Raw genomic sequence first — 7,749 nt, 5'->3', positions numbered from 1 at the left:
CGCTCGGCCAACGACGAGGCGTCGATCGCCGCCGTCGAGTCCGAGGCGATGAAGGCGCTGAGCACCGCGCGCAGCGCCTCCAACAAGCGCCGCGACCGCGAGATCGAGCGGACCAGGGCGCGGATCAACCGCAGCCTGCCCCGCGCCGCCCTCGAGGCCGAGTCGCCCACCGAGACGTGGCAGGACGTCCTCCGCCGGTTCGCCGAGGAGCAGTCCGCCTCGACCGGCGCGGGCGGCTGACCCGACCGATGGCGGATCGCAGCAGCCTCGACCCCAACCAGCTGGCGCCGGAGGCGGCCAACCCCGCGGTGCGCGACGTGATGCGCCCGGAGGTGGCCTTCTGCCTGCCCAGCACCCCCATCGACGCCATCGCCAAGCTGATGGCGGACAACGACCTCGTCGAGCTGCCCGTGCTCATCGACCGCCGGCCGGTCGGATACGTGCGCTCCCGTGACCTCCTCGACCAGTACGTCGAGGGCGGCGTCGAGCTGGGCGGGAGCGACGTGGTGCGACCCTCGGTGACCGAGGTGCTCGCCCGCGACGTCCTGCGCACCCCGCCGCTGCTGGTCGACGAGAACAGCCTGCTCGGCGAGGCGGCGGCGGTGCTCCGCCAGGCGGGCCGCCAGCTCGCGCTGGTGATGCACGAGGACGTGCGCCCGGTGGGGATGATCACCCTTCGCGAGATCGCGGCCCACACCGCCGAGCGGCTCGCCGCCGGCGCCGGGCTCGAGGACTAGACATGCACGTGCTCAGCGAGATCATGGAGCCGCTGGGGGCGCAGTGCGATCCCCTCGACACCATCGCCAACATCCTGGTCCCGCTCCTCGCCCAGCATCCGCTGCCCCTGCTGGTGGTGCGCGACGACGGCGAGATCCTCGGGAGCGTGGGTCTCGAGGCGGTGCTTCCCGCCACCGAGCGGGGCCTCCACCGCACCCGGGCGGGTGAGCTGCTGCGGCCGCTGCCGCGCCTCGACGGCGGCGAGACGCCCCTCGCCGCAGCCCGCGAGATGGTCGACGCCGGCGCCGGTGCGGTGCTGATCACCGAGCCGGTGGGCGGCGTCTTCAGCCGCCGCAGCGCTCCGGTCGGGGTGGTCTCCGAGGCCCAGCTGCTCGCCGAGATCGGCTCCAACGTGGTCGACAAGGCGCCGATGAAGATCCTCGCCGGCCACCGCGACCTCGGGTTCAACGTGCCGGTGAGCCCCTGCCAGCGGAACTGCCCGATCAAGCAGGACATCGCGACCTACATCGACTACGTGAGCCAGGGCCGCTACGTCGACTCCTGGATGGTCATCCACGAGACCAACCCGTTCCCGAGCATGCTCGGCCGGCTCTGCAACCATCCCTGTGAGACCGACTGCAAGCGCGGCTGGGACCCGGGTGAGGACCCGGTGACGATCCGCTCCATCAAGCGCTTCTCCACCGACTTCGCGTTCAAGCAGGGCCTCTGGGTCGACTACAAGCTGGCACCGCCGAAGGGCAGGCGGGTGTGCATCGTCGGCGCCGGCCCCGCCGGGCTGACCTGCGCCCTCGACCTCCGCGTCCAGGGCTACGACGTCGTCCTGCTCGAGCGCGAGGCCAAGGTCGGCGGCCTGCTCAGCACCAGCATCCCGCCCTTCCGCTTCGACCACGCCCAGCTCCAGTGGGAGCTCGACATGATCCTGGCGACGGGGATCGAGGTGCGCACCAACACCAACGTCGGCACCGGGCCCGACGACGTCCGTCTCGAGGACCTCATCGACGAGTTCGACGCCGTCTTCCTCACCATCGGGATGATGCAGGGCCGCATCCTGCCCGTCCCCGGGAAGGACGCCACCCAGGTCATCGACGCGATGCGCTTCCTGCGCATCATCAGCTACGACCGGATCCCCGAGCACATGGTCCCGGGGAAGACCCGGGTGGTGTGCGTGGGCGGCGGCGCCATCGCCACCGACGCGGTGCAGAGCTCGATCAAGCTCGGCTGCCCCGAGGTCTGGATGTGCGCGATCGAGCCGGAGGACCGGCTCCCCGCCTTCGGCAACGAGCTCCACGAGGCCAAGGAGATCGGGCTGCGGCTGGCCTGCGGGATCATCGTCAAGGAGATCCACAAGGACGCGAACAACAACGTCACCGGTGTCTCCTTCGCGCCCCTCGAGCCACTCGAGTTCGACCCGCTGACCGGCAAGGTGATCTTCTCCTCGGTGAAGGAGAAGGCCGGCGTCGAGCGGGTGCGCGTCGACTGCGACTACGTGATCTTCGCGTCCGGCCAGATCATGGAGCGGCCGTCCGAGATCGCCCCGGTGACGCCGCGCGGGCTGCTCGCCGCCGACCGCGGCGGCCACACCTCGGTGCCCAAGCTCTTCTCCGGCGGCGACTGCGTGCAGGGCCCGTCGTTCATCGTCGACGCCGTCGGCTGGGGGCACCGCGTCGCCCGGTCGATCCGCGAGTTCCTCGGCGAGGACGCCGACGACGACTCCTTCCGCCTCTACCAGACGGTGGTGGAGCGCACCGACGACCATCGCCAGTCGGAGGTGTTCGCCCGCACCGACCCGCCGATCCTCGAGGCCTCCAAGCGCTACGACATGTCGGAGTGCGAGCTGCCCTGGACCGACCGCGAGGCGATCGTCCAGTCGATCCGCTGCTTCCAGTGCGACTCGGTGCACCACTACGACAGGACGGTCTGCGTGCTCTGCGGCGCCTGCGACGACGTCTGTCCCGAGAAGGCGATCGACGTCGTGGTCTTCGGGGAGGACCGCGAGCGCTCCTCGGGCGGCGACACCCTGGTCTGCGAGACCTCCGGCGGCGACCCGGAGTCGGGCGGCTACGCTGGGCAGATCTTCATCAACTACGACCGCTGCACCAACTGTCGCATCTGCGAGGACCACTGTCCGGTGAACTGCATCACCTTCGAGCGGGTGCGCTTCGTCGACGATGTGATGCGGGTGACCGAGCGGCCTGACCTCAAGCCGATCCCGCTGGCCGTCGCCGGCTAGGCGCCCCGGTGGCCGTCGTGGTCACGCCCGAGGGCGCGCCCCACGAGCAGTGGATGGGTCATGCGCTCCGCCTGGCGCGGGACGCGGGCCGTCGCGGCGAGGTGCCGGTCGGCGCCGTCGCGGTGCACCGGGGACGGGTGATCGCCGCCGCCTCCAACCGCATGGAGCGCGCCCGGGACGCCACCGCCCACGCGGAGATGCTGGTGCTGCGCCGCGCCGCCCGGCTGCTCGGCGGCTGGCGGCTCGGCGGCGTCACCGTGGTGGTCACCCTCGAGCCCTGCCCGATGTGCGCCGCGGCGATGGTCCAGGCACGGGTGGACGCCTGCGTCTACGGCGCCCGCGATCCCAAGAAGGGGGCGGACGGCAGCGCCTACGAGGTGCTCCGGCATCCCGCCGGGAACCACCGTGTCGCCGTGGTCGAGGGCGTGCTCGCCGGCGAGTGCGGCGAGCTGCTCAGCGGCTTCTTCGCCGCCCTCCGGAGGGACCGGCGGGCGGGCCGCTGAGCCGCGAGTGCCGGATCAGTGGCCGGCGACGGCGATCGAGGCGGTGCCGGCGCCGGCGTCGGCGACCGGGGCGCCGCAGCCGCTGAGGGCGGTGATGGCACAGGCGGTGGCGAGGAGGGTCACGATGATGCGTCGCACGGTCCTACCTGCTGGGTGATGCCGGGTGTGGCCCGCCGGGGTCATACCGAGGATACGTCCGGGTTGCGATCGATGACCGGGGTGTGGCGGTGACGCGATCGGTGTGCGACACAATGGTCACAATCGCTCCGAACCAGCCCGTCAGCGGACGAAGTTGACGGCGACGGCGCCGTCGATGAATCCGACGCCGTTCGCGATCCCCAGGACCAGCGCCCAGGCCGTCCAGAAGATCGAGAGGCCGATGAGGCGGCGCTTCGCGCTCCTCCTGATCGTGGTGGCGAATCCAGCTTCCATGCACCGAGCCTAGTGGCGGTCGGTCGGATGCCCGGCCACGCCCCGGGGACAGCCGTGTAACGAACCTGGCACGGGCGAGAATGACGCGCAGCGCCATGCCCGACCCCTCTGTCACACCGCTCCCCGCCGCCTTCCTCGCCGCGCTCCAGGGCGAGGAGGAGCTGCTGGTCACGTCCCGGGGCCCTCGCCGCCGGGGCTCGGTGCGGGCCTGGTTCGCGGTGGCCCCGCCGGGCATGGTCCTGCTGCTCACCGACGCCCACTCGGTGAAGGCCGAGCGCTGGCGGCGGGATCCATGGGTTCGGCTCAGCGTCCCCGGCGGCGGTCCCGGGGTCGAGGGGACGGCGCGGTTCGTGACCGGCGCGGAGGTCGACCTGCTCGCCCCGCTCGTGGTGGAGCGCTGGGACATGGCGGGCGCCCCGACCGTCGAGGGACTGCACCGCATCCTCGACGCGGGCACCCACGTGCTCGTGGCCGTGGAGGGCGCGCCGGCCGGCTGAGCCGGCCGCCGGGTCAGCCGACGCCGGCGGCGCTCAGCCCCTGAGCCACGATCTGGGTCTCCGCGGCCCGGTCTCCGAGGGCCTCGGCGAGCCGGCGGATGGCGACGTCGAGCTCGAGCGTGTGGTTGTCCCACGCTTCGACGACGTCGCGGGCGGCGAGGATGAGCTGGTCCATGGGGTCACGGTCCTCGGTGGGGTTGGTGTGAGGCGGGTTCCCGTCGTGCCACACGATCCGCCTCCACGGCCGCGGCGGGATCGCATGCCGGTCACGAAGGGGTCCAGGATCTGGTGCGCCGCGTTGCATCAAGGTACTCCCGGCTTCGGATCTCGCGCACGGTGACGTTCGCACTGGGTAGGGTTACCGTGGCGCTGAACGAGAGAGGGGGGGTCTGAGCATGAGCCCGCGGCGGGGTCGGTCCTCGTGGGTGTGCCCGCCGGCGCGTTCGTCGTGAGGCGGGGTGCGCGCCGCGATGGGTGGCTCTGGCGGGATCCGCGTCCGCCGGCGTCCTCGCGCTACGCGACGCTCGCCTTCCTCATCTGCGCGGTGACCCTCGCCGGCGTGTCCTTCGCCGCCGGCCTCACCGCGAGGTCACCGCGGCTGTCGCTGCCGGTCGCCATGCCCGCCACCGCCGCGATGGCGATCGCCCCGCTCTGCTCCTCGAGCACGTCGGCGGGCCCGTTCGTCGCCCAGGCGGCCGGCGGACACCTCGACGGGTTCTCGGTCGACGGTCGCCGGGTGCTCGCCTACGTCCCCGCCGTCGCGGCCGGGTCGCCGCCCCCACGCCTGCCCGTCGCCTACTTCCTCCACGGCTCGCCGGGCGCGGCGCCGGACTGGACCGGCAGCGGCGCCCTGCTGCCCGCGCTGCTCGACCGCATGGAGGCGCTCGGCCAGCTGCCGCCGCTGATCGCGGTGTTCCCCGACGGCAACAGCGCCGGGGGTGCGTGGTGGGGCAACACCGTCGACGGCGCCAACCTCGAGAGCTGGTTCGTCGAGCGCCTGCTGCCCACCGTCGACCGCCGCTTCTCCACCCTCGGCGCCGCCGCGCGCGGCATCGCCGGGGTCAGCGCCGGCGGGTTCGGCGCCCTCAACCTCGCCCTCCGCCATCCCGGCGCCTTCAGCTGGGTGGCCAGCTACTCGGCGGTGTTCACCGCGCCCGCCGACCTGTTCGGCCAGGTCGTGGCCGCCAACAGCCCGGCGCTGACCGTGGCCGCGGTGCCCGCCACCCGCCGCTTTCCGCTGTACGTGGGCGCGGGCTCGGCCGACCGCGAGTTCCGCGGCGAGAGCGACCGGCTCGCCGGCACCCTCCACGGGCTGGGCTGGTCGCCGCTGCAGACCGAGATCGTCCCCGGGGCCCACGGCTGGGACGCCTGGGCGGTCGAGGTGCGTGACAGCCTCGCCTGGATGGGGCGGCTGTGGAGCAGCGACCCGGCGATGACCCGGGTGCTGTCGCCCGCCACCGCGGTGCACGCCGGCTGTCCCTGACCGGCCGAGGCCGGCCTCAGCCCTCGACGTGGGCGCGGCGGAAGCCGAGCCCGACCAGCCGCCCCGGCAGGTCGCGGAGCACGGGCAGCCGGGGCAGCGTGCGAAGCGCCCAGGGGACGGACCGGGTCGCGCCGCGCTCCGCCGGAGCGAACATGCGCCGCTGCACGAGCCCCTGGACGAGCTGGGTCGCCACGGTGGGCAGCTGGCGGCGTCGCTGCACCGCCGCCAGGTCACGCTCGGTGAGCCGGTCCGTCCGCAGCGGCTCGGCGAGGAGGTTGGCGGCGGCCACCGCGTCCTGGACGGCCAGGTTGATGCCCACGCCGCCGACCGGAGACATCGCGTGGGCCGCGTCGCCGATGCAGAGCAGCCCGGCCCGGTACCAGCGGCGCAGCCGGTTGGACTCGACGGTGAGGAGGTGCACGTCCTCCCAGCTGTGGATCTCGTCCATCCGGTCGCCGAGGAACGGGGCGACGCCGGCGACCTGGCTCCGGAGAGCGTCCAGGCCGGCGGCCCGCACCTCGGCGTCGCCGCCCTTGGGGATGACGTAGCCGAGCTGCCAGTAGGTGGTGCGGTGGATGAGCACGAGTAGGGTGCCGCCGCCGATCTGGATGACGGACGCGTCCGGGTCGGTGGCCCGCCGCGAGACCCGGACCCAGAGGACGTCCATCGGCGGCGCGCCCGCCACCGGCACCAGCCCCGCCGCCTCGCGCACCCGGGAATGACGGCCGTCGGCGGCGACCACCAGGGTGGCGCGCACCTCGTGCTCGCCGTCGGTGCCGCGGTAGCGCAGCCCGCGCACCGCGCCGTCCTCCTCGAGGAGGCCGGTCACCTCCGCCTGCCGGCGCAGCTCGAACCCGGGGTACCGGGCGGCCTCGGTGCTGAGGAACTCGAGCAGGTCCCACTGCGGCATCAGGGCGACGTAGCGGTGGCGGGTGGGCAGGCGGCGGAAGTCCGCGAGGGTGACCCGCTCGCCGCCGAACCCCAGCTGCATCCGGGCCTCCTTGTGGTGGTCGATCTGCAGCAGCCGGTCGGTGAGGCCGAGGTCGTCCATCACCTCCAGGGTCGAGGGATGAATGGTGTCGCCGCGGAAGTCGCGGAGGAAGTCGGCGTGCTTCTCGAGGACCACGACCCGCACCCCGCGCCGGGCCAGCAGCAGGCCGAGCAGGATGCCGGCCGGGCCGCCGCCCGCGACCGCGACGTCGACCGCCGTCACCGCGGCGCGAACCGGGTGACCTGGGCGCACCGCGCCCTGTCCCATCGCATCCAGAGCACCTCTCGGCCTCCCAGGCGGCGACGCCTGGCGGAGAGGGGGGGATTCGAACCCCCGGTGGGCTCTCACCCACACCGCTTTTCGAGAGCGGCACCTTAAACCACTCGGACACCTCTCCGCCTCTGATCTTACGTATTGACGCCACCGGTCGAGGCTGCGACGATACGAACAGATGTTCGATGTGGAGGGCCTCGAATTGCCCGCGATCCTGCTCGCTCTCCACCCGCCAGCAGGAGAGGCGGAGCCATGGCGATCAGGGTGCAGGGCATGCGGATGCCGGACAGCGAGCGGTACGGCCAGGGGGACGCCCTGACCGTGGACGTCCAGGGGGTGCTCACGGTGTGGGGTCTCGCCAGGGAGCGGGACGAGGACCGGGAGGTGGTCGCGATCTGGGCCGCCGGCACCTGGGAGCGGGCCCACCGCGAGTAGTCGCCCGGCGCCGGGAGTGCCGCCGATCCCCCGGTACAATGCGCGGCGGAGCGATCGCCTAGTCTGGTCGAGGGCGCCGCACTGGAAATGCGGTATACGGGGTAACTCGTATCGAGGGTTCGAATCCCTCTCGCTCCGCCACATCCTTGCAGGGAAAGGCCCTTTCG

Annotated in this window: 11 protein-coding genes and 2 tRNA genes; 8 read left to right on the top strand and 5 right to left on the bottom strand. The window is 72.9% G+C overall.

Annotated features, from left to right (window positions below; translation table 11 throughout):
• The 4 genes from VGL20_06355 to tadA form a co-directional block, all read left to right on the top strand.
• On the top strand, window positions 1-240 hold a 240-nt coding region (locus VGL20_06355; protein HEY2703293.1), incomplete at its 5' end, for a hypothetical protein.
• Window positions 241-248: 8 nt separating this feature from the next.
• Window positions 249-737: a CBS domain-containing protein gene (locus VGL20_06350; protein ID HEY2703292.1), complete on the top strand. Its 489-nt coding sequence runs from the start codon at window positions 249-251 to the stop codon at window positions 735-737.
• Window positions 738-739: 2 nt separating this feature from the next.
• Window positions 740-2,968: an FAD-dependent oxidoreductase gene (locus tag VGL20_06345; GenBank protein HEY2703291.1), complete on the top strand. Its 2,229-nt coding sequence runs from the start codon at window positions 740-742 to the stop codon at window positions 2,966-2,968.
• 8 nt (window positions 2,969-2,976) lie between these two features.
• Entirely contained in the window at window positions 2,977-3,471 is a 495-nt protein-coding gene (gene tadA, locus VGL20_06340) for a tRNA adenosine(34) deaminase TadA (GenBank protein ID HEY2703290.1), read from the top strand.
• A 15-nt stretch (window positions 3,472-3,486) separates the two neighbouring features.
• On the opposite strand, the gene VGL20_06335 is transcribed toward tadA, so the two are convergent.
• Both VGL20_06335 and VGL20_06330 read right to left on the bottom strand, forming a co-directional pair.
• Complete coding sequence (locus VGL20_06335; protein HEY2703289.1) at window positions 3,487-3,609, bottom strand: hypothetical protein; 123 nt, start codon at window positions 3,607-3,609, stop codon at window positions 3,487-3,489.
• A 141-nt stretch (window positions 3,610-3,750) separates the two neighbouring features.
• Window positions 3,751-3,903, bottom strand: coding sequence for a hypothetical protein (locus VGL20_06330; GenBank protein HEY2703288.1), 153 nt, complete (start codon window positions 3,901-3,903; stop codon window positions 3,751-3,753).
• Window positions 3,904-3,998: 95 nt separating this feature from the next.
• Between VGL20_06330 and VGL20_06325 the strand changes: the two genes are divergently transcribed.
• Entirely contained in the window at window positions 3,999-4,400 is a 402-nt protein-coding gene (locus VGL20_06325) for a hypothetical protein (protein HEY2703287.1), read from the top strand.
• A 13-nt stretch (window positions 4,401-4,413) separates the two neighbouring features.
• On the opposite strand, the gene VGL20_06320 is transcribed toward VGL20_06325, so the two are convergent.
• Window positions 4,414-4,575 (bottom strand): hypothetical protein, encoded by a 162-nt coding sequence (locus VGL20_06320; protein ID HEY2703286.1) that lies wholly within the window; start codon window positions 4,573-4,575, stop codon window positions 4,414-4,416.
• A 273-nt stretch (window positions 4,576-4,848) separates the two neighbouring features.
• Here VGL20_06320 and VGL20_06315 point away from each other — a divergent pair, with 273 nt between their 5' ends.
• Window positions 4,849-5,883 carry an alpha/beta hydrolase-fold protein gene (locus VGL20_06315; protein ID HEY2703285.1) on the top strand — a complete coding sequence of 345 codons (1,035 nt, stop codon included), beginning with the start codon at window positions 4,849-4,851 and terminating at the stop codon, window positions 5,881-5,883.
• Window positions 5,884-5,899: 16 nt separating this feature from the next.
• Here the strand turns inward: VGL20_06315 and VGL20_06310 are convergent, their stop codons facing one another.
• Window positions 5,900-7,096, bottom strand: a complete 1,197-nt coding sequence (locus VGL20_06310) for an FAD-dependent oxidoreductase (protein HEY2703284.1) — start codon at window positions 7,094-7,096, stop codon at window positions 5,900-5,902.
• 85 nt (window positions 7,097-7,181) lie between these two features.
• Window positions 7,182-7,271 (bottom strand) — tRNA-Ser (locus VGL20_06305).
• Window positions 7,272-7,399: 128 nt separating this feature from the next.
• Between VGL20_06305 and VGL20_06300 the strand changes: the two genes are divergently transcribed.
• Together VGL20_06300 and VGL20_06295 are read left to right on the top strand one after the other, a co-directional pair.
• Complete coding sequence (locus VGL20_06300) at window positions 7,400-7,582, top strand: hypothetical protein (protein HEY2703283.1); 183 nt, start codon at window positions 7,400-7,402, stop codon at window positions 7,580-7,582.
• A gap of 47 nt (window positions 7,583-7,629) precedes the next feature.
• A tRNA-Ser gene (locus VGL20_06295) sits at window positions 7,630-7,723 on the top strand.
• The last annotated feature ends 26 nt before the right edge of the window (window positions 7,724-7,749 follow it).

Source organism: Candidatus Dormiibacterota bacterium (assembly GCA_036495095.1).
Taxonomy (GTDB): domain Bacteria; phylum Chloroflexota; class Dormibacteria; order Aeolococcales; family Aeolococcaceae; genus CF-96.
This window is presented reverse-complemented; position numbering and strand designations above follow the sequence as displayed.